This window comes from Roseateles oligotrophus, assembly GCF_014204525.1.
Taxonomy (GTDB): Bacteria; Pseudomonadota; Gammaproteobacteria; order Burkholderiales; family Burkholderiaceae_C; genus Paucibacter_A; species Paucibacter_A oligotrophus_A.
Window position 1 is genome coordinate 313,700 of sequence record NZ_JACHLP010000006.1, and the last position, 21,626, is coordinate 335,325.

22 protein-coding genes are annotated in these 21,626 nt (G+C 66.8%); 8 read left to right on the forward strand and 14 right to left on the reverse strand.

Annotated features, from left to right (window positions below; translation table 11 throughout):
- Positions 1-95: 95 nt before the first annotated feature.
- Complete coding sequence (locus tag HNP55_RS16070) at positions 96-1,286, forward strand: MFS transporter (protein WP_184301461.1); 1,191 nt, start codon at positions 96-98, stop codon at positions 1,284-1,286.
- A 25-nt stretch (positions 1,287-1,311) separates the two neighbouring features.
- Here HNP55_RS16070 and HNP55_RS16075 read toward each other — a convergent pair whose 3' ends face one another.
- Entirely contained in the window at positions 1,312-2,181 is an 870-nt protein-coding gene (locus HNP55_RS16075; protein WP_184301464.1) for a zinc-dependent peptidase, read from the reverse strand.
- Positions 2,182-2,281: 100 nt separating this feature from the next.
- On the opposite strand from HNP55_RS16075, the gene HNP55_RS16080 reads away from it, so the two are divergent.
- The gene (locus HNP55_RS16080; RefSeq protein WP_184301467.1) at positions 2,282-3,505 is read left to right on the forward strand and encodes a YbfB/YjiJ family MFS transporter; all 1,224 of its coding nucleotides are present in this window, start codon (positions 2,282-2,284) and stop codon (positions 3,503-3,505) included.
- A gap of 47 nt (positions 3,506-3,552) precedes the next feature.
- Positions 3,553-4,389, forward strand: a complete 837-nt coding sequence (locus HNP55_RS16085; RefSeq protein WP_184301469.1) for a lectin — start codon at positions 3,553-3,555, stop codon at positions 4,387-4,389.
- 29 nt (positions 4,390-4,418) lie between these two features.
- Here the strand turns inward: HNP55_RS16085 and HNP55_RS16090 are convergent, their stop codons facing one another.
- The gene (locus HNP55_RS16090) at positions 4,419-4,895 is read right to left on the reverse strand and encodes a MerR family transcriptional regulator (protein WP_184301472.1); all 477 of its coding nucleotides are present in this window, start codon (positions 4,893-4,895) and stop codon (positions 4,419-4,421) included.
- Positions 4,896-5,188: 293 nt separating this feature from the next.
- Between HNP55_RS16090 and HNP55_RS16095 the strand changes: the two genes are divergently transcribed.
- Positions 5,189-6,199: a S1/P1 nuclease gene (locus HNP55_RS16095; protein WP_184301475.1), complete on the forward strand. Its 1,011-nt coding sequence runs from the start codon at positions 5,189-5,191 to the stop codon at positions 6,197-6,199.
- Positions 6,200-6,221: 22 nt separating this feature from the next.
- Here HNP55_RS16095 and ylqF read toward each other — a convergent pair whose 3' ends face one another.
- Positions 6,222-7,211, reverse strand: a complete 990-nt coding sequence (gene ylqF, locus HNP55_RS16100; RefSeq protein ID WP_184301478.1) for a ribosome biogenesis GTPase YlqF — start codon at positions 7,209-7,211, stop codon at positions 6,222-6,224.
- Between the two features lie 374 nt (positions 7,212-7,585).
- Here ylqF and HNP55_RS16105 point away from each other — a divergent pair, with 374 nt between their 5' ends.
- Positions 7,586-8,047, forward strand: coding sequence for a cold-shock protein (locus HNP55_RS16105; RefSeq protein ID WP_184301480.1), 462 nt, complete (start codon positions 7,586-7,588; stop codon positions 8,045-8,047).
- A gap of 7 nt (positions 8,048-8,054) precedes the next feature.
- On the opposite strand, the gene HNP55_RS16110 is transcribed toward HNP55_RS16105, so the two are convergent.
- The 8 genes from HNP55_RS16110 to HNP55_RS16145 form a co-directional block, all read right to left on the reverse strand.
- Positions 8,055-8,540, reverse strand: a complete 486-nt coding sequence (locus HNP55_RS16110; protein ID WP_221439630.1) for a hypothetical protein — start codon at positions 8,538-8,540, stop codon at positions 8,055-8,057.
- 280 nt (positions 8,541-8,820) lie between these two features.
- Entirely contained in the window at positions 8,821-10,389 is a 1,569-nt protein-coding gene (locus HNP55_RS16115) for an oleate hydratase (RefSeq protein WP_184301485.1), read from the reverse strand.
- The gene (locus HNP55_RS16120; RefSeq protein ID WP_184301487.1) at positions 10,386-11,105 is read right to left on the reverse strand and encodes a TetR/AcrR family transcriptional regulator; all 720 of its coding nucleotides are present in this window, start codon (positions 11,103-11,105) and stop codon (positions 10,386-10,388) included. Before HNP55_RS16120 ends, HNP55_RS16115 begins: the two co-directional genes overlap by 4 nt.
- A 175-nt stretch (positions 11,106-11,280) precedes the next feature.
- The gene (locus tag HNP55_RS16125; RefSeq protein WP_184301490.1) at positions 11,281-11,625 is read right to left on the reverse strand and encodes a TonB family protein; all 345 of its coding nucleotides are present in this window, start codon (positions 11,623-11,625) and stop codon (positions 11,281-11,283) included.
- 58 nt (positions 11,626-11,683) lie between these two features.
- Positions 11,684-13,243 (reverse strand): methyl-accepting chemotaxis protein, encoded by a 1,560-nt coding sequence (locus HNP55_RS16130; protein WP_184301492.1) that lies wholly within the window; start codon positions 13,241-13,243, stop codon positions 11,684-11,686.
- A 404-nt stretch (positions 13,244-13,647) separates the two neighbouring features.
- Positions 13,648-14,934 carry a c-type cytochrome gene (locus HNP55_RS16135; RefSeq protein WP_184301495.1) on the reverse strand — a complete coding sequence of 429 codons (1,287 nt, stop codon included), beginning with the start codon at positions 14,932-14,934 and terminating at the stop codon, positions 13,648-13,650.
- Positions 14,931-15,638 (reverse strand): c-type cytochrome, encoded by a 708-nt coding sequence (locus tag HNP55_RS16140; RefSeq protein ID WP_184301497.1) that lies wholly within the window; start codon positions 15,636-15,638, stop codon positions 14,931-14,933. Before HNP55_RS16140 ends, HNP55_RS16135 begins: the two co-directional genes overlap by 4 nt.
- Positions 15,639-15,721: 83 nt before the next feature.
- On the reverse strand, positions 15,722-16,447 hold the full coding sequence (locus HNP55_RS16145; RefSeq protein WP_184301500.1) for a YggS family pyridoxal phosphate-dependent enzyme: 726 nt from the start codon (positions 16,445-16,447) through the stop codon (positions 15,722-15,724).
- A gap of 44 nt (positions 16,448-16,491) precedes the next feature.
- Between HNP55_RS16145 and HNP55_RS16150 the strand changes: the two genes are divergently transcribed.
- The 3 genes from HNP55_RS16150 (at position 16,492) to HNP55_RS16160 (ending at position 19,707) form a co-directional block, all read left to right on the forward strand.
- Positions 16,492-17,535, forward strand: coding sequence for a type IV pilus twitching motility protein PilT (locus HNP55_RS16150; RefSeq protein WP_184301503.1), 1,044 nt, complete (start codon positions 16,492-16,494; stop codon positions 17,533-17,535).
- A 108-nt stretch (positions 17,536-17,643) separates the two neighbouring features.
- Positions 17,644-18,780, forward strand: a complete 1,137-nt coding sequence (locus HNP55_RS16155) for a PilT/PilU family type 4a pilus ATPase (RefSeq protein ID WP_184301506.1) — start codon at positions 17,644-17,646, stop codon at positions 18,778-18,780.
- A gap of 9 nt (positions 18,781-18,789) precedes the next feature.
- Positions 18,790-19,707 (forward strand): NAD(P)-dependent oxidoreductase, encoded by a 918-nt coding sequence (locus tag HNP55_RS16160; RefSeq protein ID WP_184301509.1) that lies wholly within the window; start codon positions 18,790-18,792, stop codon positions 19,705-19,707.
- Between the two features lie 153 nt (positions 19,708-19,860).
- Here HNP55_RS16160 and HNP55_RS16165 read toward each other — a convergent pair whose 3' ends face one another.
- The 3 genes from HNP55_RS16165 to HNP55_RS16175 form a co-directional block, all read right to left on the reverse strand.
- Positions 19,861-20,526: a BON domain-containing protein gene (locus tag HNP55_RS16165; protein ID WP_184301512.1), complete on the reverse strand. Its 666-nt coding sequence runs from the start codon at positions 20,524-20,526 to the stop codon at positions 19,861-19,863.
- Positions 20,527-20,580: 54 nt separating this feature from the next.
- Entirely contained in the window at positions 20,581-21,156 is a 576-nt protein-coding gene (locus tag HNP55_RS16170; RefSeq protein ID WP_184301515.1) for an SIS domain-containing protein, read from the reverse strand.
- 64 nt (positions 21,157-21,220) lie between these two features.
- Positions 21,221-21,613, reverse strand: coding sequence for a YraN family protein (locus HNP55_RS16175; RefSeq protein WP_184301519.1), 393 nt, complete (start codon positions 21,611-21,613; stop codon positions 21,221-21,223).
- Positions 21,614-21,626 lie beyond the last annotated feature (13 nt).

The window sequence follows — 21,626 nt, forward strand, 5'->3', positions numbered from 1 at the left end:
CGATGAAAACCGGAAATTTTGCCGTCATTGTGTCCGCTTATGCCTTCCGCTTTAAGGGCAAACTCGGCGCCGTCACAGGCTTTGATCGCGATGCAATGTCCACCTCCTCTCTTTGGCAGCACCTGGGTTTTCGCCGCTTGTATCTGTCCTCCATCAGTTTTGCGCTGGGGACGCAGATCTACCAGCTGGCGTTGCCGCTGATCTTCTATGAGCTGACGCGCTCGCCCACGGTGATGACGGGCCTGCGCGCGGTGGAGTTGCTGCCCAATCTATTGCTGGCCATGTTCATCGGGGTCTGGGTGGACCGTGTCGACCGCGGGCGCTGGGCCCGGCGCGCCATGAGCGGCATGGTTGTGTTGATGGGCTTGCAGGCCTTGCTCCTGCCGCAGGGCGCGGCCATGCTGCCGCTGTTCTTCGTCAGTGCCTTCGCGCTGATGAGCTTGAACTATCTCTACGCCATCTGCCGCATGGGCCTGGTCAAGGAGATGCTGCCTGAGCCCTTGCTGCTGCCCGCGACCGGCCAGCTGACCGTGATCTCCCAGGTCGCGGCGGTGCTGGGGCCCGCGCTGGCCGGTGCCTTGGTGGCATGGCAGATGGCCCTGGGGCTTTGGCTGCCCATGGCCGCGCTGCTCCTGGCCGCGGCCTTGCTGCGCGGCATCGATTTGCCCGCGCGCCCCTTCGTCAGCGCCGGCTACTGGCAAGACTGGCGCGAAGGTTGGCGGGTGCTGCGCGCCAACCGGCCCTTGTGGCAGCTGTCCTGGTGGGTGGTGCTGATCAATGGCAGCGCCGGGGTGGTGGAGGTCTTGTTCCTGTTCCGGGCCCGCGACGAGTTGCAGATTCCTCCCGCCACCCTGGGTCTGCTCTACGGTCTGGCAGGACTGGGCGGTATTTGCGGCGGGCTGCTTTGCAGCCGCTTGCGCGGCCGGCTGGGCCTGGGGCGGCTGCTGATGTCTGCCCTGGCTTTGGAGGCCGCCAGCATCTTGATGCTGGCCTGGGGTGAGGCCCTGGCGCTGCTGGTCTGCGGGATGGCTCTCAACAGCTTCGCCATGGTGCTGGGCAATGTGTGCGTCTGGGGCTATCGGCAGGAGAGCACGGCCAGTGCCCATATCGGGCGGGTATCGGGCTTGACGGGCTCGCTGTTCAAGCTCCTGATGCCCCTGGCCTTGCTGGCTTCGGGTCAGCTGGCTTCACACCAAGCCCTGGGTGCCTTGCTGGCAGGCTGCGCCGGGCTTCATCTGCTGGCCTGCCTGGGCCTGCGTTGTTCGGCGATTTACCGGGTGCCTTGAGAGGCTGTGAGTCGGGCGCGCCGGTCTATTGCCAGCTCAGCGGTTGAATCCGGTAGTAACGACTCAGCTGCTCGTACAGCGCCGGATGCAGCTGGGCCAGCTCCGCCGGGCGCTCGAAGAACAGCTCGCTGCAGACGGCGAAGAACTCCGCCGGGTCGGTGGCGGCATAGGGGGCTATCAGGCCGACCGTGGTTTGCAGGCCCTGGGCGGCATCGCGCTCGGCCTGGGCCAGCCGGGCCCGCAAGGCGTCGAACTCGGCCTGCATCACGCCGGACCAGCGGCGATAGGCCAGGGCCGTGGCGAGCGGCGGTGCGCCGTTGGCAAAGCCCTTGACCTGATCGAGCTGATGGGCGAATTCGTGGATGACGACGTTGTGGCCATCGGTCGGGTCGGCCGCGCCCTGCAGCACGTCCTGCCAGGACAGCAAGACCTGACCCTGCACCCAGCTCTCCCCGCTGAGGGCGCGGCGCTGCTCCAGCTGCACGCCGGCCATGCCGGTGTGCGGGCGCTCGACGACAAAGGCCCCGGGGTAGAGCAGGATCTGCTTGAGCTTGGGGTAGTAACCGCGCCGCGCGCCCAGCAGGGGCAGGCAGGCCTGGGCGGCCAGGGTGACGCGCATCTCGTCCGTCACCTTGAGACCGGCGCAGCCGATGATGGGTTTCTCGGCCAGCAAGACCTGGATATCGCCCTTGAGCCGCAGCTGCAGATCGGCCGGCAGGCGCTGCACGGCGGGCACCCGCTTGCGCAGAATGCGGCGCCAGGCCAGCGGAAAGGGCTGCTCGCGCAATTTCTGCCGCTTGCGCGCCAGCAGCCAGGGGGCCGCGGCCAGCCATAGCGCCAGGCCCAGACCGAAGGCCAGCACGATGAGGAGGGTGATGAGGCCGGTCTTGTCCATGCTGTGCTGGCACTTGGGCCCGCCCGGCGCGATTGCAAGAGCGGGCGGCAAAATCCCCGCTGCACAGCCGGGGCCTGGGCTTGGGCTAAGCTGGGGCCCCATGCACACAGCCCATGCCGCGCACAGCCCCCGCCCCCTGCAAGCCTGGCAGGTGATTCTGGGCGGCATCAGCGGCCTGCTGCTGACCATAGGGCTGGCGCGTTTTGCCTATACGCCCTTGCTGCCGCTGATGCAGGCGCAGGCCGGCCTGTCGGATGTGACGGGCGGCTGGCTGGCCGCCATCAATTACCTGGGCTATATGAGCGGTGCCCTGCTGGCCTCCTGGCTGGAGGATCCCAGGCTGCGCCAGCGCCTCTACAGCCTGGGCCTGCCGCTCAGCCTGCTGATCACCGCCTTGATGAGCTTGGGGGAGGGGCAGCTGTGGGTCTGGGTCTTGTCGCGTTATCTGGGCGGCTTGTGCGGCGCGGCCGGCATGTTGCTGGGTTCGGGCCTGGTGCTGGGCTGGCTGATGCGGGCCGGCCATAGGCCCGAGCTGGGCCTGCACTTCACCGGCCTGGGCCTGGGCATCGCCGTCTCGGCCCTGGGCGCCATGGCGATGACGGCCCTGCACTGGAACTGGGCCCGGCAATGGCAGGGCTTTGCCCTGCTGGGCCTGCTCTTTTTGCTGCCGGCCTGGGCCTGGCGGCCGCCCGTACCGCCGGCCTTGCCGGCCAGCCATGCGGCCGAGCCCGGCTCGCGCACGCCCAGCCGCGCCTGGACGGCCTTGATGACGGCCATTTACTTCTGTGCCGGCTGGGGCTTTGTCATCAGCGCCACCTTCACCGTCACCATCGTCGAGCGCCAGCCTGTGCTGGCCGGTCTGGGCCCGCTGGCCTGGTTGCTGGTGGGTCTGGCCGCGACACCGGCCGTGTTTTTGTGGGACCGGGTCGCGCGCCGGGTTGGCGAGCTGCAGGCCTTGTTGATCGCCTTCGGCCTGCAATGCCTGGCCGTGCTGGTGCCGGCTTTGTCGGACAGCCTGGCGGCGGCCCTGTGCGGGGCCTTGCTTTACGGCGCCACCTTCATCGGCATCGTCAGCATGACGCTGGCCCTGGTGGGCCGGCGCTCGCCCGCCAACCCCGGCAAGGCGATGGCGCGGCTGACGCTCAGCTATGGCGTGGCGCAAGTCTGCGCGCCCGCGCTCAGCGGCGCCATGGCCCAGGCCAGCGGCAATTACCGCGCGGCCCTGCTGCTGACGGCGGCCGTGCTGCTGCTGGGCATGGTGGGTCTGGCGCTGCTGCTGCGGCTGGAAGGGCGCGACCCCGCTGGGATCGCAAACAAGTTCTGAGGTGGGCTGCTTTTAAACTGCGGCCCCAACCATCAGCGGAGCCTGTCTTGACGTCCTCTCCATTCAATCGCCTTGTCTGCGGCCTGAGCCTGGCGGCCATGCTGGCACCCAGCGCCCCGGCCCAGGCGGCCGAGCAAACCGTGGAGCTGCGTTCGCGCGGCGGCTACGAGTCCATGCCCCTGGCCGCCGGCACGCGGGATGTGGAACTGCTCGAACAGCTGAGCGGCGCCTGCCGCTTCAACCGCAGCTGGGGCTTTGACCTCAGCAATAAGGAGCTATGGGTCAACCAGGGCTGTGCGGCGCGCTTCAAGATCGTGGGCAAGCCCTTGGACAAGGGCCAGGAAGGCGGCCAGGACGAAGCCAAGGAGGGCAGCGGCGTCAACCCCGCCATCGCCCTGGCGGCCTTGGCGGCGATTGCCGGTGTGGCCGTGCTGGCCAGCCGCGACCGCGACCGCGATGAGGGCAATCACAATAACCAAGACCCGGTGGGCCCCAGCAATCCCGACGCGCGCGAGCGCCCGCTGCGCGCCTACGGCGGTTTGTGTGTGGACGTCGAGGGCGATGCCCGCCAGGGCGCGGGCGCCATCCTGTTCCGCTGCCATGGCGGCAGCAACCAGCGCTTCAGCCTGGGCCGTGGCGGCGAGCTGCGGGTGGGCGGCAATCTATGCCTGGATGTGGAAGGTGGCAATGGGGCGGACGGCACTCGCCTGATCGCCTGGCGCTGTAACGGCCAAAGCAATCAGCGCTGGAACTTCTACGGCGATCAGATCCGCAGCCAACTCAATGGCAAGTGCATGGATGTGCGGGACGGCCGTTTCCGGCCCGGCCAGGCGGTTCAGCTCTACCGCTGCAATGGCAGCGACGCGCAGCGCTGGAGTTGGTGAACTGCGGGGCCTGCCGGGTTCCTGGCGTCTCACCCTCTCAGACCCGCCAGTTGCTGGCGGACGGAAGCATTGATCATGCGCAGCTCGGCCAGGGTGGCCTCGATCTGCGCGCGCTTTTCTTCCAGCGCCTCGATCGCCTGGTTGCTGCGCTCCAGGGTGAATTGCAGCTGCTTGGTCCGGCCCTCGCCGCGGCTGCCGTAGAGGTCGAGGAACTGCTTGATCTCGGCCAGCGAGGAGCCCAGGCCCTTGGCCCGCTGGATCAGGCTCAGGCGCACCCGGTCGCGCTGGGTGTAGACCCGCGCGCCGTTGACGCGGCGCGGCGCCAGCAAGCCCTTGTCCTCGTAGAAGCGGATGGCGCGTGGCGAGAGCCCGAACTCCCGGCACAGCTCGGTGATGCCGAACAAGGCTTCGGCCGGCGCTGCCGCGCCGAGGTCTTCCACCGTGCGGGCCGCGGCGCGGGCTGGGCTGGCCTTGCGGCGGCTCTTGTCGTTCAGAACGGCTGACATTCTTGGGCCAGGGTTCAGGCCAGGCCTTGCCGGATGGCGTTCAGGCCGGCGGTGATGGCTTGCATATCCATGGCTGGCTTCTTTCTTGTCGGGATCAGGGGCTATGCAGCTTACGCATTTGGTATCACCTCGGCTTCATGGTAATCACTGAGGTGAAAGGGTGCTGACGTTTACGGCAGCTATACGCCTGGCGAGGCATGCTCGGCCGAGGCCAGGCGGGCGCATCGCCGAAGTAGGGAGGCGCGGCCCGGGCCCAGGACCTATGCTTGGCAGGCATTCCTCGGGAGGTCACCATGCGCACCGTGCCAAAGCTTGTTGCCGTCTTGCTCCTGCTGGCGAGCAGTTCAAGTGCCCAGGCTTTTGGGCCGCTAGGCCATCAGACGGTGGGAGGCATCGCCGACCAGCTCTTGCGCGGCAGCGCGGCGGCCGCACGGGTGCGCAGCATTCTGGGCTCGAATCTGCAGACGGCGGCCGTCTGGGCCGATTGCGCCAAGGGCGTGGGCCAGGCCAGGTCGGGCGCGCCCTTTGTCTACGATGGCTCCGGCCCTTACCCCGAATGCACGTATTACGAGAACCCGGCCAGCCAAAGGGCCATGGAAGCCTTTGTGCGCCGCAATGCCACGCGTTGCTATGCCAATTCCAGCGACGAGGTCTGCCGCCACAAGTCCTACCACTACACCGATGTGGCGACGACCCAGCCCCGCTATGCCCGCGGCCTGGTCGGCACCAGCGACCATGATCTGGTCGCCGCCATCCAGGCCTGTGTGGCGGTGCTGCGCGGCCAGCCCGCGCCCGCGCCCTTCAATCTGGCCAGCAAAAAGGAAGCGCTGCGCCTGCTGAGCCACTATCTGGGCGATCTGCACCAGCCCATGCATGTGCTGTCGGTGTATCTGGACGCGGCCGGTCAGGTGGTGGATCCAGACGCCGGGGTGTTTGATCCCAAGACCAGCACCAAGGGCGCCAACACCATTTGGCTCAAGGGTGCCAAGCTGCATGCCTTGTGGGACGGCGTGCCGGGCCGCCTGGCCACGCGCTTGCTGGCGGGGGAGGGCGCGGCGGCCGCTGCCCAGGTGCCGGTCACCTCGGGCGGCCCGGAGGGCTGGCCCGAGGCCTGGGCCACCGATACCTTGCTGGCCGGCCGGGCTGCCCTCAGCGTCTTGAGTTTTGCGCCGCGCGATGCGTCAGGTGTGTGGAAGGCGAGCGCCCCGGCCGATTACAAGGCCAGCCGCGAGGCCTTGCAGCGCGAGCAGATGATCAAGGCCGGCGCCCGCCTGGCGGCCCTGCTGCAGGATATCTGGCCCTGAGCGACTAGAGCCGGCGGCCTGCTCAGTCGCTTGGGTCCGCGGCCGGGTCTTCGCTGGCTGAGGCCGCAGGCGCGGGCGCTGCTTCGGCCAGGGGCTGGGTCTTTTTCTTTTTGCCCTTGCCGGCCTTGGCCTTGCGCTCGGCCTCGATCAGATCGGCCGCGGCCTGCCAGCGCAGAAACTCTTCCGGTGTTTCCAGCGTGATGCGGCCGAGGATGTTCTGGCGGAATTCGTAGATCAGCACTTCGGCTGCTTTTTGCAGATTGACCCGGCCGCCGCTGAGCATGGCGCCGCGCTTCTTGCCGATGGCGCTCAGCAAGGCCTCGTCGCCCAGGCCGGCGACCTCGCTGAGCTTGTAGCGGGCCTCGATCAGGCCGGCATAGTTGTCGCGCAGATAGGCGATCAGCTCCAGCGCCACTTCTTCCTCGTCAAAGGCATTGCGGCCGATGGCGCCGCTGGCGGCCAGGTTGTAGCCGCTTTCCTCGACGCTGATGCGCGGCCACAGCATGCCGGGGGTGTCGAAGAGGTAGAAGTCGTTCTCCAGCACCAGTTTTTGCTCCACCTTGGTGATGCCGGGCTCGTCGCCGGTCTTGGCGGCGCGTTTGGACAGCAAGGTGTTGATCAGCGTGGACTTGCCCACATTGGGGATGCCGCAGATCAGCACCCGCACCGGCTTGACCATGCCGCCGCGCAGGGGGGCCAGTTCGCGGCAGGCCTTGATCAGCGCCTGGGCGGGGGCTTTGACGCTGGCGTCCAGGCCGATGGCGTGGGTGTCGGGCTGGGCCTTGTAATGCGCCAGCCACAGAGCGGTGCGCTCGGGGTCGGCAAGGTCTTGCTTGTTCAGCAGCTTGAGCGTGGGTTTGCCCTGGGTCAGCTGGGCCAGCAGGGGGTTGGCGCTGGAGCCCGGGCAGCGGGCATCCAGCATCTCGATCACCACATCGAGCCCGGCCTTCATGCGATCGTTGATCGCGTTCCGGGTGGAATTCATATGCCCGGGGAACCAGTGGATGGCCATCGTCTTGTGCTCTCTCGTGCGGCGGGGGCCGCGCTGCAAAAAATAGCTATTGTCCCCGACCCGGGCAGGGCCGGCTTCAGCCGCTCTGCCCAGCGCGGCCCGGGCGGCCTGCGACTTTGTAATCAGCTGTGCGCCGCATCCCCATGAATTAGGGGGTGGGCGGCTTACAGCTTGTTGCATGATTCCTGATGGCCTGGGGCAAGATGATGGCGCCTGTTGGCGAAATCCGCTGCGTGTTGGCCTCTTTTGCAAACGCCGCCGTCTTTCGCCGCTGGGCAAGCCATATCAGGGATGGCAGCAGACGGGCTTGGGCAGCGAGCGGCTTCATATCTCCAACAAAGGTCGCGCCGGTTTTGGCCAGGCAAGAGGGAATCATGCGCTTCGAGGGCACGCTACAGGATTGGAACTATGAACGGGGTTTCGGCGCCATCGCGCCGGCCCAGGGCGGGCAGGCCTTGTTTGTCCATGTCTCGGCCTTTCCTGCCGATGGCGTGGCGCCGGCCTTGGGCGAGGCCTTGAGCTTCGAGATGACGGTGGACGCCAAGGGGCAGAAAAAAGCGGTGCATGTGCTGCGCAGCAAGGGCAAGCAGCTGCCGCCCACCCACACCCTGCTGGTGCCCGCTCCAAAACGCGGGCGTGGCCGCGCCGGTAGGCGGCGCTGGAAGAGTTATTTATTGCTTGCGCTGGTTCTGCTGGTGGCCGTGCTGTCGCTGCAAGCCTGGTTCAGCAGCATTCGGCCGCGTGACCATGGCCAGAATGTGGCCGGCGCGCCGGTGCCGCAGCAGGCGCCCAAGCCGGGCAAGACTCATCAGGTTCAGGGCGTCCCGGGGCGCTGAGCTGGCCTCATTCTTTCGCCCATGGAATGGCGGCGGCCTTGCGCTCGCCATTCTTGCGGGTGCGCAAAATGGCGTCAAAAGCCTGGTTACCGCCGTTGACGATGCTGACCAACAGGCTTTTCACGTCCTCGGGGCTGAGCGGCTCGGTGTCTTTGCGGAACTGCTTGACGGCCATGGCCAACATATCGCGTGAGACGGCGGGGTGGGTGGCGACGATGACCAGCATGGCGCTGTAGAGATCGGGGAAGCGGCCGCAGATGGCCTTGATGCGGCGCAGGGCCTGGGCCGGCGTCGGGCGGGCGGCCGGGGCGATCCAGGCGACCTCGTCATTGGCCGCGCTGAGCGAGGCCTCCAGGCAGCGGATGCGGGTTTGCAGATACTCGAAGTCCTGGGCCGCCAGGGCCATGCCGTCGGCTTCCACATCGCTTTCCGCCTGGTTGTAGCGCTCCTGCACCATGGCATCGAGGGCAGCCTCCAGTTCGAGCAGAGTCATAGCGGGAACATCGGCCATGGTGGAGCGCACTCCTTGCTGCGGCGGTCTTTGGGACTTCGGCCTGGCGAGCCCAAACTTGAGGCCTCGGGAAGTTACTCTTGATCGGCCCGGCGGCTTGCGTCAGCATGGGCCAGTTCAGGAGACCGCCATGCCCCAAACCCTCGCCCATTTGAAGACCCGCCACAAGCTGATGCTGGCCGTCGTCCTGCTGATGGCCGCAGCGGGTGCGGTGGTCGTTTTCTGAGCGGGGCGGCGGCTCGGCTTTCCACCACCACCCGGCTCAGGACAGCAAGGTCTTGAGCGCATCCCGCATCACGCTGGGCTGGGCCTGGCCCTTGTAGACCGCCGGCGGCGTTTTCTGCAGGCCCAGCAAGGTGTAGACGGCGGTCTGCGCCGCCCGCACCGAGTATTCCACCGTGAACACCACGTCCTTGGGCTGCTCGCAGAATTGGCTGACGAAGGCGAAGTTGCTCGAGCCCTGGGGCACGACGGCCGGGCGGTCTGTGCCATCGCGCAGCAGGAATTCGGCCGTGATATAGGGCAGCTTGACCGGCACGCAGCGGCAATGTTCCAGCACCGCGGCCTCGTGCTGGCGCAGGCGCAGATGGCCCAGCAGCTCCTGCAGGATCTCGGCGCCCGAGCATTCGCTCATGGGCTTGGCGACGAAATTGCCCACCCGGTCGGGGAACAGGCCGTAGCCCCAGAACACCTCCACCCCGGCGGGCTGCTTGAGGAAGTGGGGCTGCTTGGCGACGACAAAACTCATCAGCCAGTTGGAGTCGGCCAGGGTCACCAGGGCGCCGGTGCCGGCCGGGTTGCCGCTGAAGCCCTCGATCAGCTGCAGCAGCAAGGGATCGCGGCAGGTGACGGTGAAGGACTCCCAGAAGGACTCGTCCACATGGTTGCAGAAATTGCCCGGGTTGCCGAAGTCGCGCCGGTTGCGGGCAATGGTTTCCCACAGTGCCCATTCCGGTGTCTTGGCCACGGACAGCGGCGGGGCCTGCTCGTGCGAGCCCAGGGTGGCGGCGGCCGTCATCGAGCCATTGGTCAGGAAGACCAGATCGCCCGCTGCCACGCGGACGGTCTTGGCCTCGCCCTGTTCCAGCAGCTGCAAGGCCTGGGCGGTGATTTCGCCGCGGCCGGGCTTGAAGGCGATGTCTTGCACCACGCAGCCGTTGCGGAAGTTCACGCCCTGGGCACGCAGCCAGGTTTCGATCGGCAGGATGACCGAGTCGTACTGGTTGTAGGGTGACCGGTCCACGCCGGCCAGGGTGTTGATGCGGGGGAACTCGTGCACAAAGCGGTGCAGATAACGCTTGAACTCCACCGCGCTATGCCAGGGCTGGAAGGCAAACATGGTGCACCACATCAGCCAGAAATTGCTCTCGAAGAAATGCGGCTGGAAGCACTCGTCGATGCGTTTGCGGCCCAGCGCCTCCTCGCTGCCGCTGACGATCTGGGTCAGGTCCAGGCGGTCGCGGGCGTCAAAACCCATGCGATGGCTGTCGGCCACGATCTCGCCGCCGCGCACCAGGCGCGCCCGCGCATGGGTCTTGTTCGCGGCATTGAAGTCCTGGAATTCCTGCAGCACCGTCTTGCCGGGATCGCTGAGCGAGGGGATGAAGCCCAGCAGCTCATAGGTGCAGAGGTAGGAGAAATTGAACATGCGGCCGCCGCGGATCACATAACCCTCTTGCGCATTGCCGCTGCCGTCCATGCTGCCGCCCTGGATGCCGCTGGCTTCCAGGATGTGGATCTCGCTGCCCTTGAAGCCGCCGTCGCGGATCAGGTGGGCGGCGCTGGCCAGGGCGGCGATGCCGCCGCCGATCAAATAGGCTTGTCGTGTCATGGCTGGATGTCCTTGTTGAGTGGAGAGTTCTGGGCATGGGCCAGCAGCTGGGCGCGCAAGCTGGTTCCAAGCAAGGTCAGCAGTTGCTCCAGCAGGGCCGGGCTCAGGCGCTTCTGCGCCAGATGTTGCAAAAGCACCGGCTCGGCCAGGCGGAAATAAAGCAGCTGGTGCAGCAGGCTGAAGCTGAGGCTGCGGGTGACGAAGTCCTGCGGCGAGCGCTGCAGGATGCGGCCCACCAGGTCCCGGCACAGGCGCCGGCTGGGCCCCAGCACCGCGTCAAAAGCCGGGGCGGCCGGGTTGCCTGCCTCGGACTGGCTGCGCAGAAAGAACTGCAGCCAGCTCTGCGGCACCGCGCCCGACAGCAGGGCGCGGGCCTGGGCCAGCAGGAAGTCGCTGAGCAGATCGATCAGGCGATCCCGGTCCTGGCAGCCAGCGCTGGCCGCTTGCAAGGCCAGCAGGGGTTGATGCAGCAAGGCCTCCATGCGCGCGGCCAGGAACTCCGCGGCGCTGCGGCACAAGGCTTCCTTGGTGTCGAAGTGGTAGGGGATGGCCGCCAGATTCACCCCGGCCTGGGCGGCCAGAGTGCGGGTGGTGGCCAATTCATAGCCATGGCGGCCTATCAGGTCCAGCGCGGCCAGGATCAACTGGTGGCGGGTGTGCTCGCTGCGGGAGGCCGGCTCGGACCGGGCGGGCTTGGGGCTGTTCTGCTTGGGCATGGGCCCATGGTCCGAGCCCGTGGAAATTCAGTCAAGCGTATGAATTGATGTGGCGCAAGAAAAGCATGAACAGGGCGCGGGCATGAAAAAACCCACCGGCGCCTGGGGCGGGGTGGGTCGGGGCGGGAATATCCCGCGCTGTGGCCGAGGCCGCTTGCAGCGCGGCCCGGCTCTCTCAATCCTCGTTCTTGAAGACGAGTTTGACTTCGTGGGTCTGCTTTTCCCCGGATGCTTCAAAGCGCCAGTCCATCAGGGCGCGGGTGACGGCCTTGTCGAAGACGCGGCGTGGTTCGGCTTCCAGGATGTCGACGCCGGTGACCTTGCCCTCGGCATCGATGGACATCTTGGCCTTGACGACACCGCTGGAAATGGATTGCTGGGCGGCTTCGCGCGGGAACTCCGGCGGCACCTTCTTGATCACCTTGGGCGAGGCCTGGGCCGCCAGGGCGAGAGTCATGGCGGCGCAGAACAGGCCGGCCGCGCGCAGCAGGGAGGAGGGGGTGAAAGTCTGGGTTTGCATTTTGGCCTCCTGGGGAGTGAGGGGTGGCTGAATCATTGAGAAAGAAGTGGCCAGCGGCTCAATAGGCCTTGCTGGGCGAGCGGAAGAAGCCCACCGCATCCAGCAGGCGGGAGGAGCTGGACTTCAGCGCGTCGGTGGAGCGGCCCAGCTCGTCGACCAGGGTGGTGTTCTGCTGCGTGGTGCGATCCAGCTCATTCATGGCGTTATTGACCACGCCCACGCCGGCGGCCTGTTCCTGCGCCGAGTGCGAAATCTCTTCGATCAGCTGGCCCATATTGTTGACCTCGTCGACCACGCTGCGGATGGTGACGCCGGCGTTATTGACCAGGGAGGTGCCGTTCTCGACCTTGACCGAGGACTCCTGGATCAGCACCTTGATCTCCTTGGCGGCGGCGGCCGAGCGCGAGGCCAGGGCGCGCACCTCGGAGGCCACGACGGCGAAGCCGCGGCCATGTTCACCGGCGCGGGCCGCTTCGACGGCGGCGTTCAGGGCCAGGATATTGGTCTGGAAGGCGATGCCGTCGATGACGCCGATGATGTCGCCGATCTTGCGCGAGCTGGCGCTGATCTCTTCCATGGTGTCCACCACCTTGGCCACCACCGTGCCGCCGGCCGAGGCCGACTGGCGGGCCTTGGCCGCGATGCCGGCGGCGCGGCGGGTCAGGTCGCTGGCGCCGTGCAGATTGGCGGCGATCTGCTCCACCGAGGCGGCGGTGTTCTGCAGGCTGGCGGCCGAGCGCGAGGTGCGGTCCGACAGATTGACATTGCTCTGCGCGATGGCGGAGGAGTTCTGCGCCACCTCGCCGGCCGCATTGCTGACGCTGCTGACCACGCCGGAGAGGGCGTTCTGCATCTCCTGCATGGCGCGCAGCATTTGGCTCAACTCGTCCGTGCCCTCGGCCTGGATGGCCAGGGTCAGGTCGCCGGCGCTGATGGACTCGGCGGCCTCGCGGGCGCGGCGGGCGGGCAGCACGATGGAGCGCGAGATCACATAGCCGCCGCCCACGCCGATGACCGCCGCCACCAGCACCAGGCCGGCGGTCAGCAGCACCGAGTTGCGGGCCAGTTCGCCGCCGGAGACGGCCAGTTCGCGGGCGCTGTCGAATTGCAGATCGACCAGGCTTTTGAGCCCGTCCTGATAGGCTTGCTGGGCCGGGCGCACATCGGTGATCAGGCTCTCGCGGGCCTCATCCGGGCTGCCGTCCTGCTGGATCTTCTGGAACTTGGCGACGGCGGCGAGGAACTTGGCCTCGCGTTCGCGCACCTGGGTGATCAGCTCTTTTTCCTTGGGCGTGTCGAGGGCGGCTTCCAGGCTGCTGAGCTGCTTCTCGCTGTCCTGGCCGGCCGCGGCGATGGCCGCATTCTGTTTCTTGATCTGGCGCGCTTCGTCCAGCAGCAGCAGGTCACGGGAGGCGCGGGCAATGATGTTGACATTGCCTTCCAGGGCATTGGCCGCGGCGATCTTGACCAGGCTGGAGTTGGCCGTACGGTCCAGGCCTTTGGCGAGGTGGCTGGCCGTTAGGGCGCCGTAGCTGCCGATCGCGATCAGCAACACAATCATCAGGCCGAAGCTCACGGCCAATCGGTGGCCAATGCGCAAGTCTGTCAAAAGCTTCATGGGTAAGGGTTCTCCTCAGCAATCCATCTTGTGTTCACTCTCGGGACCGAGCCGACCCTGCGCGGCCCGAGGTGAGTTTGAGCCCGGACGTGGTACGGGGCTTGCAACGATTTCGGTCCGGGTCCGACCGAACTTGAGTGAGAACAAACCGCTTTTTGGGGCGGTTATTTCGCCATGCTTGCGAGCGGTCTGCATGAGCGCTTGTTTCCACCTGGACCCACTTGAATCGGCGAGCAAGTGTCTGGGCTAAGCGCGGGTTTGGGCGGACCGGACGAGCCGGGAGCGTGAACAATTACGCATGAAGCCGGGCGCAAATCCCCCTGTTCATGGGGAAGGAAGGCCTTGCGCATTGGCCGCAAATAGCGGCGTAGCGCTCGACCAATGGTTTACCCGGATATTGGCCCTCAATCCACCCGCTGGCTCTTCAGTTGCAACACATCCATGGGGCGCACATCGCTGGCGCCCTGTGCCTGGTTGCCCCAGGCGCTGCGCAGATAACTGGCCAGGGCGGCGAGTTCGCCATCGTCCAGCACGCCGGCGAAAGGCGGCATGCCATAGGGCCGTGGGTTGCCGGCCGTGGCCGGCGCAAAGCCGCCGCGCTGGATCACGCGCAGCAGATTGGCCGGCGTGGCCATGGTCACGACGCGATTGCCGGCCAGGGCCGGGTAGGCGCCGGGCGCCCCCTGGCCCTTGTCACCGTGGCAGCTGGCGCAATGCCTGTCGTAGAGCCGGGCGCCTTGCGCGCGCAGGGTCGGCTCGGCCGGGCGGGCTTGGCTTGGGCGGGCAGGATGCTGGGGCAGGGTTTGCAGATAGAGCAGCATCGCGTCCAGATCGGGCTCGCTCAGATACTGGGTGCTGCCCAGAATCACCTCGCCCATGGGCCCCAGGGCGCTGGCGTGTTCGTTGCGGCCGCTCTTCAGCCATTGGCGCAGGGCTTGCGGGCTCCAGCCGGCCACGCTGCCCTCCTGCGGGTCGTGCAGCGAGGGGGCGTACCAGCCCAGGGCGTCCAGCATGCCGCCGGAGAAGTCATCGGCGCTCGCGACGGCCCCCAGACTGTTGCGGGGCGCGTGGCAGGCATTGCAATGGGCCAGGCCCTGGCTCAGATAGGCGCCGCGATTCCACTGCGCGGACTGGTTGGCATCGGCCCGATAAACCGCCGGGCGGAAGTACAGCGCCCGCCAGGCCGCCAGCGCGAGCTGGGTGTTGTAGGGGAAGCGCAGTTCGTGGGCGCGATTGGGCTGCTCCGATGCCGGCAGTGTGCGCAGATAGGCATACAGCGCATCGGCATCGGCGCGGCTGAGCAGGCTGTAGTTGTTGTAGGGAAAGGCGGGGCTGAGCAGGCGGCCGTCCCGGCTGCGGCCATTGTGCAGGGCACGCCAGAAATCATCGGCGCTCCAACTGCCCAGGCCCTGGTTTTTGTCCGGCGTCAGATTGGGGGCGAACACGCTGCCAAAAGGCGTGGCAATGGCGCGGCCGCCGGCATAGGGCGTGCCGCCGCGCTGGGTGTGGCAGCCCATGCAATTGCCGACGCGGGCCAGGTAGGCGCCGCGCGCCAGGGCTTGATCCGGGGCGGGGGCCGGCGCCGCTGGGGCGGGCGGGCCTTCGTCCAGGCGATTGAGCGCGAACAAGGCGGCCGCGGCGCCCAGCAGGCCCGCGCCCAGCAGCAGGCCTAGCTTGAACCGGCGGCTCATGGCTGGAGCCCGCCGCAGTCCAGGGGCAGGGGCGTGGGCAGGGCCTGGGCCGGCTTGGCGCCCGGTGGCAGGGCCTGGGCGGCCAGCCATTGGCTGATGGCGTTGATCTCGTCTTCCTTCAGCGTCTTGGCGATCTGTGCCATGCAGTCCGGTGCCAGGGCCCGACGCTGGCCGCTGCGCCAGGCCCCCAGCTGGCCGTTCAGATAGTCGCGCGGCAGGCTCAGCAAGCCGGGGATGAAGGGCTGCACCCCGCTCAGCTGTTCGCCATGGCATTGCACGCAGGCCGGCAGCTTGCGCGCCGCGTCACCGTGCAAGACCAGCTGGCGTCCACGCGCCAGGGCCTCGGGCGGCAGGCTGGGGGTTTGCGGCGGCGGGTAGGGCAGCGCCAGCGCGGCGAAGTAGCCGGCCAGCTCGTGCAGATAGGCGTCGCTCAAGGGGGCTAGCAGATCGCTCATCAAGCCGTAGTGGCGACGGCCGTCGCGGAAATTGAGCAACTGCTTGTAGAGATAGCCCTGCGGCTTGCCGGCCAGGCGCGGGTAATAGCCGTCGGCCGCGGCCCGGCCTTGCTTGCCGTGGCAGAGGGTGCAGGCCTGGGCGCGCTGGGCAATGCTGTCCTCGACCTTGACGGGGGCTGCAGGGGTTGCAAGCGCGGCCGGGCTCAGCAGCAGCAAGCTCAGGGCATACAGGGCGGGCCAGGGCGTCATGCGGCCATTATGCGCAAGGGCTTTCGGCGGGACCGGTGCAGGCCGGCGCAATTCCGACCCGAGCAGATCCGCGTTTCAGGTTGCTAGACCTGTGGATAAGTGCGGGCACCGAAGATGGCGGAACCCACTCTGACCATGCTGGCCCCTTCGGCAATCGCGGCCTCCAGATCGGCGCTCATGCCCATGGACAAGGTGTCGAGGCTCAGGTCTTGGCCCTTGTGCTGCTGGCCGAGCTGCCGGCGCAGCTGCGCCAGCAAGGCGGCCAGGGCGCGGTGCGGCTGGCGCTGAGTTTCGAAGTCAGCGGCCGGCTCGGGCACGGCCATCAGGCCGCGCAGGCGCAGGCGCGGCAGGCCCGCCACGGCCTGGGCCAGGGCGGGCAGATCGGCCGCGCTGACGCCGCTCTTGCTGGCCTCGCCGCTGATATTGACCTGCAGGCAGATGTTCAGCGGCGGCAGCTCCGGCGGGCGCTGTTCCGAGAGGCGCTGGGCGATCTTCAGCCGGTCCACGCTATGCACCCAATCGAAGTGCTGCGCCACCGGCTTGGTCTTATTGCTTTGCAGGGGGCCGATCAAATGCCATTCCAGCTCAGCGCGCAGCTCGGCCAGCTCTGTGATCTTGTCCAGGCCCTCCTGCACATAGTTCTCGCCAAAGCGGCGCTCGCCGGCCGCATGGGCGGCGCGCACCGCGCTGGCGGGGAAGGTCTTGCTCACCACCAGCAAGCTGATGTCTTGCACGGGCCGTCCGGCAGCTTTGCAAGCGGATGCAATGCGCTGCCGCTGTTCTTGTATCTTGTCTGCGATCGTCGCCATAATGGCCCGCCTGTTTCTTCCTACAAAGATGATTGCCCCCATCCATGGACATCACCCAACTGCTCGCATTCTCGGTTAAGAACAAGGCCTCGGACCTGCACCTCTCGGCCGGTCTGCCCCCGATGATCCGGGTCAACGGCGATGTGCGCCGCATCAATGTGGACGCGCTGGAGCACCGCCAGGTGCATGACATGGTGTACGACATCATGAACGACTCGCAGCGCAAGATTTACGAAGAGGCGCTGGAGGTGGACTTCTCCTTCGAGATCCAGGGCCTGGCGCGCTTCCGGGTCAATGCCTTCAACCAGAATCGCGGCGCGGGCGCGGTGTTCCGTACCATCCCGAGCAAGATCCTCTCGCTGGAGCAACTGAACGCGCCCAAGATCTTTGCCGAGTTGGCCCTGCGCCCGCGCGGCCTGGTGCTGGTGACCGGCCCCACGGGCTCGGGCAAGTCCACCACCTTGGCGGGCATGGTCAACCATCTGAACGAAAACGAGTACGGCCACATCCTGACCATCGAGGACCCGATCGAGTTCGTCCACGAATCCAAGAAGAGCCTGATCAATCAGCGCGAGGTGGGTCCGCACACCATGAGTTTCGCCAATGCGCTGAAGTCCGCCCTGCGCGAGGACCCGGACGCGGTGCTGGTGGGCGAAATGCGCGACCTCGAAACCATTCGCCTGGCCCTGACGGCGGCCGAGACCGGCCACCTGGTCTTCGGCACCCTGCACACCTCCTCGGCCGCCAAGACGGTGGACCGTATCGTCGACGTCTTCCCCGCGGCCGAAAAAGAAATGGTGCGGGCCATGGTGTCGGAGTCCCTGGTGGCGGTGATCTCGCAGACCCTGTGCAAGCTCAAGGACGGCTCGGGCCGGGTGGCGGCGCATGAAATCATGCTGGGCAGCTCAGCCATCCGCAATCTGATCCGCGAGAACAAGGTGGCGCAGATGTACTCGGCCATTCAGACGGGCAATAACCAGGGCATGCAGACCCTGGACCAGAACCTCACCGACCTGGTCCGCCGCAACCTCATTTCCCCGGCGGAGGCGCGCGCCAAGGCCAAGTTTCCTGAGAATTTCCCAGGCTAGCCTGGGAAATTCGACGTCACTCATGTGGCGCAGCCACGTGAGTGACGGCAAAATTTCTCAGGATGGCGCGCCGCCCTTCCGCCCTCAAAACCTCAGACCAGGAATTCCATGGAACGTGATCAGGCCACCAAGTTCATCAACGACCTCTTGCGTTTGATGGTGTCGCGCAAGGGCTCGGACTTGTTCCTGACCGCGGAGTTCCCGCCCGCCATCAAGGTGGACGGCAAGGTGACCAAGGTCTCGCCCCAGCCTCTCTCCGGTCAGCACACCTTGCAGCTGGCGCGGGCCATCATGAACGACAAGCAGGCGGCCGAATTCGAACGCCACAAGGAATGCAATTTCGCCATCTCGCCCCAGGGCGTGGGGCGCTTCCGTGTCAATGCCTATCTGCAGCAGGGCTGCGTGGGCCTGGTGCTGCGGACCATTCCCGCCACCCTGCCCAGCATCGCCTCGCTGGAGCTGCCGCCCATTCTGCGTGAGGTCGTGCAGTTCAAGCGTGGCCTGATCATCGTCGTGGGCGCCACCGGTTCGGGCAAGAGCACCTCGCTGGCGGCCATGATCGATGAGCGCAACGAGACCACCTTCGGCCACATCATCACCATCGAAGACCCGGTGGAGTTCGTCCATCCGCACAAGAACTGCATCGTCAGCCAGCGGGAGGTGGGCATAGACACCGATAACTGGGAGATCGCGCTGAAGAACTCCCTGCGCCAGGCGCCGGACGTGATCCTGATGGGCGAGCTGCGCGACCGCGAGACCATGGAGCATGCCGTGGCCTTTGCCGAGACCGGCCACCTCTGCATGGCCACCCTGCACGCCAACAGCGCCAACCAGGCCCTGGACCGCATCATCAACTTCTTCCCCGAGGAGCGCCGCACCCAGCTGCTGATGGACCTGTCCCTCAATCTGCGCGCCCTGGTCTCGCAGCGCCTCTTGCCGCGCCGCGAGGGCAAGGGCCGGGTGGCGGCGGTGGAGATCCTGCTCAACACGCCCTTGATTTCCGACCTGATCTTCAAGGGTGAGGTGGGCGAGATCAAGGAAATCATGAAGCGCTCGCGCGAGCAAGGCATGCAGACCTTTGACCAGGCCTTGTTCGACCTTTACGAGATGGGCAAGGTCACTTACGAAGACGCTTTGCGCAATGCCGACTCGGTCAACGATCTGCGCCTGCAGATCAAGCTCAATAGCGAGCGGGCCCGCGCGGGGGATCTATCCTCGGGCACCGAACATTTCACCATTGTCTGAGGTCCATCCATGAGCCAAACCCCGGCCGCCACCGTCGCGGAACGTCGTTACGAGGCCATTCCCCAGCGCCGGCTCGCCTTCCTGGGCCTGGGCGTGATGGGCCACCCCATGGCCGGCCACCTGGCCCGCGCCGGCCATGCGCTGACGGTCTACAACCGCACTTCGGCCAAGGCCCAGGCCTGGGCCCAGGAGTTTGGTGGCCAGGTGGCCGCGACGCCGGCGGCCGCCGCGGCCGGTGCCGACATCGTGTTCGCCTGCGTGGGCAATGACGATGATTTGCGCTCCGTCGTGCTGGGCGAGCAGGGCGCTTTTGCCGGCATGCGGGCCGGCGCGGTTTTCGTGGACCACACCACCGCCTCGGCCGAGGTGGCGCGCGAGCTGTTTGCGCAAGCCAAAGCGCGCGGTCTGCACTTTGTCGACGCCCCGGTGTCCGGCGGCCAGGCCGGTGCGGTGAATGGCGCGCTCACGGTGATGTGCGGCGGCGACGCGGCGCCGTTCGAAACGATTCGGCCGCTGGCCCTGGCCTTCGCCAAGGCGGTGACCCGGGTGGGTGAATCGGGCGCCGGCCAGCTGGCCAAGATGGTCAATCAGATCTGCATCGCCGGCCTGGTGCAAGGCCTGGCCGAGGCCATCGCCTTCGGGCAGAAAGCCGGCTTGGACATGCCGCAGGTGCTGGACGTTATCGGCAAGGGCGCGGCCCAGAGCTGGCAGATGGACAACCGCGGCAAGACCATGGTCGAGGGCCGCTTCGACTTCGGCTTCGCCGTCGACTGGATGCGCAAGGATCTGGGCCTGGTGCTGGACGAAGCCCGCCGCAACGGCGCCCGCCTGCCGGTGACGGCCCTGGTGGACCAGTTCTATGCCGATGTGCAGGCCCTGGGCGGGCAGCGCTGGGATACCTCCAGCCTGATCAAGCGATTGAAGTAGCACCCCTCGTCCGGCCTCGCCGCGCTGAACGCGGGCGAGTCCAACCGGTCCCCCGAGGGGACGGTGCTGCTTGCCGGATTGACCGGCAAGCAGCACCCACGCGGGCCGGCTTGGGACGGCCCGGCGCTCGGCCCGAAAAACCTTGGCGCGCGATCACTTTTTGGCTTGAGGTGTGATCCGCGCCAGCTCTTCCTCGCTGATGATCTCGAAGGCGCGCACCACCTTCTTCACGCCGCTGACGCCACGCGCCAGCTCGCTGGCGCGGCCGGCCTCGCGTTCGGTGACGCGGCCCATCAGGTAGACGGCCTCGCGCTCCACCACCACGTAGAAGGCATTGGACAGCAGGTCCTTGGCGTCAACGAACTGGGCCTTGACCTTGGTGGCGATCAGCACATCGTTGGAGCGGCTGCTGAAGGAGCTGGTGGGCAGGACCGCCGTCTCATTGAGCACGCTGCGCACGTTTTCGACGCCGGCGACCAAGCTCTCCAGCTTGTTGCGGTCGGCCTCGCTGGCCACCTCGCCGGTGATCAGCACCAGGCGGTTATAGCTATTGATATTGACGTGGGCGTTGTTGCCGAAGTGCTCGCGCACCCGGGCGGCGGCCTTGAACTCGACGCCCTCGTCCTCGACCTGGCTGCCCGAGGTGCGGCGGTCCGTCGCCACCATCGCGCCGCCCACCATGGCACCGCCTATCACCAGGGGCGCACAAGCCGTGTTCAGCAGGCCGGCCATCAGCACGGCGCCGAGCAAGGCCAGGCGGGGCAGGGCAGGGAAGGAGGCGGAAGTCGACTGACGGCGGTTCAAAGCTGGCTTGCTCATGCGTGTCCTGTGGGTGGAATCGTTCTTCATGCAAAGAAAAATCAAACGTTCGGTTTACTCGTCGGCCTCGCCCAGCAACTGCAAATCGATCGCATCGCAAAGGCAATGGGCCAAGAGGCGCTGGGCCTCGGCCACGCGGGCGCTGCGGCCATGGGGGACGCGGATCTGCACATCGGTGTCGCGCATCAGGCCGCGCAATTCGTCGTTGATGCTGCCGGTGATGGCGATCACGCTCATGTCCTGGCCATGCGCCGCTTCCAGCACCGGGGCCCAGTGCGAGAGATGGGCGGCCAGGGACTCGAACACGATCAGCAGATCGCCGGGGTGGCCAAAAGCCTGCACCTGGCGGCTCAGCGCCGCTTCCTGGCTATAGCCATGGGTCTGGCCGTCCAGGGCCATGGCCGCGAGGCCGGGCCGGTCCTGTTCGAAACGGCCCACCAGCAGGGCCGCCATGTATTGCGCATCCAGGGACGAGAGACCCAGGCCGCAACACAGCACGCGGCCACCGCCGGTGATGCCGTCGATCAGCATCTGCGCGGCGCTGGACAAAGGACGTGAAAGGTTCTCGGCCACCTGGTACAGCAGGTCGGCGCTCTCAAAGAATTGTTGTTGGATGCGTTGCTCTAGCATGGGCGGGGATCATAAGGCTTGCAGGCAAACCCTCGATCGACGCGCTGCAGCAGCCTGTAACGGTTTACTCGGCATTGAATGCGGCTTGTAGCCATTCAATCTGCTCCCCTTCGATCGCGATGACGTCGAAACGGCAGGGCGGTGGCGTGGCCTGGTTCAGCAAAAAGTGCTGGGCCGCGTAGATCAGCCGGCGCTGCTTGGCGGCGCCCACGCTGGCCGCCGCGCCGCCGTGTGAGGCGTCGGCGCGGGCGCGTACCTCGACGAAGACCAGGGTGCCCTCGGCGTCGCGCATGATCAGGTCCACCTCGCCGGCCCGCGCTCGCGGGCCGGCGGCGACCCGATAATTGCGCTCCACGAGGCGCAGGCCGTGCTGCTGCAGAAATTGCAGGGCATGTTCTTCGGCCGCCTCGCCAAAGGTCTTGGATGAAGCACGGGAAACCCTCCACTTGAACAACATCGTCGGCAATGCC

Excerpts from the sequence above, each read along its gene's own strand:
- HNP55_RS16135 (WP_184301495.1), bottom strand. The coding sequence starts at position 14,934 with ATGAGCCGCCGGTTCAAGCTAGGCCTGCTGCTGGGCGCGGGCCTGCTG.
- HNP55_RS16160 (WP_184301509.1), top strand. The coding sequence starts at position 18,790 with ATGAGCCAAACCCCGGCCGCCACCGTCGCGGAACGTCGTTACGAGGCC.
- HNP55_RS16165 (WP_184301512.1), bottom strand. The coding sequence starts at position 20,526 with ATGAGCAAGCCAGCTTTGAACCGCCGTCAGTCGACTTCCGCCTCCTTC.
- HNP55_RS16095 (WP_184301475.1), top strand. The coding sequence starts at position 5,189 with ATGCGCACCGTGCCAAAGCTTGTTGCCGTCTTGCTCCTGCTGGCGAGC.
- HNP55_RS16170 (WP_184301515.1), bottom strand. The coding sequence starts at position 21,156 with ATGCTAGAGCAACGCATCCAACAACAATTCTTTGAGAGCGCCGACCTG.
- HNP55_RS16115 (WP_184301485.1), bottom strand. The coding sequence starts at position 10,389 with ATGACACGACAAGCCTATTTGATCGGCGGCGGCATCGCCGCCCTGGCC.
- HNP55_RS16080 (WP_184301467.1), top strand. The coding sequence starts at position 2,282 with ATGCACACAGCCCATGCCGCGCACAGCCCCCGCCCCCTGCAAGCCTGG.
- HNP55_RS16140 (WP_184301497.1), bottom strand. The coding sequence starts at position 15,638 with ATGACGCCCTGGCCCGCCCTGTATGCCCTGAGCTTGCTGCTGCTGAGC.
- HNP55_RS16075 (WP_184301464.1), bottom strand. The coding sequence starts at position 2,181 with ATGGACAAGACCGGCCTCATCACCCTCCTCATCGTGCTGGCCTTCGGT.
- ylqF (WP_184301478.1), bottom strand. The coding sequence starts at position 7,211 with ATGGCCATCCACTGGTTCCCCGGGCATATGAATTCCACCCGGAACGCG.
- HNP55_RS16070 (WP_184301461.1), top strand. The coding sequence starts at position 96 with ATGTCCACCTCCTCTCTTTGGCAGCACCTGGGTTTTCGCCGCTTGTAT.
- HNP55_RS16130 (WP_184301492.1), bottom strand. The coding sequence starts at position 13,243 with ATGAAGCTTTTGACAGACTTGCGCATTGGCCACCGATTGGCCGTGAGC.
- HNP55_RS16145 (WP_184301500.1), bottom strand. The coding sequence starts at position 16,447 with ATGGCGACGATCGCAGACAAGATACAAGAACAGCGGCAGCGCATTGCA.
- HNP55_RS16125 (WP_184301490.1), bottom strand. The coding sequence starts at position 11,625 with ATGCAAACCCAGACTTTCACCCCCTCCTCCCTGCTGCGCGCGGCCGGC.
- HNP55_RS16090 (WP_184301472.1), bottom strand. The coding sequence starts at position 4,895 with ATGTCAGCCGTTCTGAACGACAAGAGCCGCCGCAAGGCCAGCCCAGCC.
- HNP55_RS16150 (WP_184301503.1), top strand. The coding sequence starts at position 16,492 with ATGGACATCACCCAACTGCTCGCATTCTCGGTTAAGAACAAGGCCTCG.
- HNP55_RS16175 (WP_184301519.1), bottom strand. The coding sequence starts at position 21,613 with ATGTTGTTCAAGTGGAGGGTTTCCCGTGCTTCATCCAAGACCTTTGGC.
- HNP55_RS16155 (WP_184301506.1), top strand. The coding sequence starts at position 17,644 with ATGGAACGTGATCAGGCCACCAAGTTCATCAACGACCTCTTGCGTTTG.
- HNP55_RS16105 (WP_184301480.1), top strand. The coding sequence starts at position 7,586 with ATGCGCTTCGAGGGCACGCTACAGGATTGGAACTATGAACGGGGTTTC.
- HNP55_RS16120 (WP_184301487.1), bottom strand. The coding sequence starts at position 11,105 with ATGCCCAAGCAGAACAGCCCCAAGCCCGCCCGGTCCGAGCCGGCCTCC.
- HNP55_RS16110 (WP_221439630.1), bottom strand. The coding sequence starts at position 8,540 with ATGACTCTGCTCGAACTGGAGGCTGCCCTCGATGCCATGGTGCAGGAG.